1 pseudogene is annotated in these 529 nt (G+C 65.2%); it reads right to left on the bottom strand.

From position 1 onward, the window contains the following. Window positions 1–137 (bottom strand): annotated as a pseudogene (locus WN73_RS11600) (group II intron reverse transcriptase/maturase); the annotation flags it as partial. Window positions 138–529: the final 392 nt, after the last annotated feature.

Here is a 529-nt window from a genome sequence, read left to right as displayed (position 1 = left end):
CGACTCATTAAAATATCGTGATTTACTCTGTCGAAGAATTTCTCTAAGTCCATATCCACGACAAAGCGATATCCTTCAGAAATATAAGATTGTGCTTGTCTTATAGCGTCGTGCGCACTGCGATTCGGTCCCCCCCCCCCCCCCCCCCCCCCCCCCCCCCCCCCCCCCCCCCCCCCCCCCCCCCCCCCCCCCCCCCCCCCCCCCCCCCCCCCCCCCCCCCCCCCCCCCCCCCCCCCCCCCCCCCCCCCCCCCCCCCCCCCCCCCCCCCCCCCCCCCCCCCCCCCCCCCCCCCCCCCCCCCCCCCCCCCCCCCCCCCCCCCCCCCCTGCTCTTTAATGGTTAACCAGTGTTCACGGATATAATCGCGCAGTTGTTCGGTTGAAACACCGTCGATTCCCGCCGATCCTTTGTTTCTTTCCACTCTTTCGAGTGCCACTAAAAGATTTTCCCGTGATAGGACTTTCCCCAGCAACTCCATGACGATACCCTTTCCTTCGCACACATCCTTCTAGCCTTGCCGGACAATACTC

The organism is Bradyrhizobium sp. CCBAU 45394, from assembly GCF_028128655.1.
Lineage (GTDB): Bacteria > Pseudomonadota > Alphaproteobacteria > Rhizobiales > Xanthobacteraceae > Bradyrhizobium > Bradyrhizobium diazoefficiens.
Note: the sequence above shows the minus strand (reverse complement) of the source record. Positions and strands in the feature narration are given on the sequence as shown.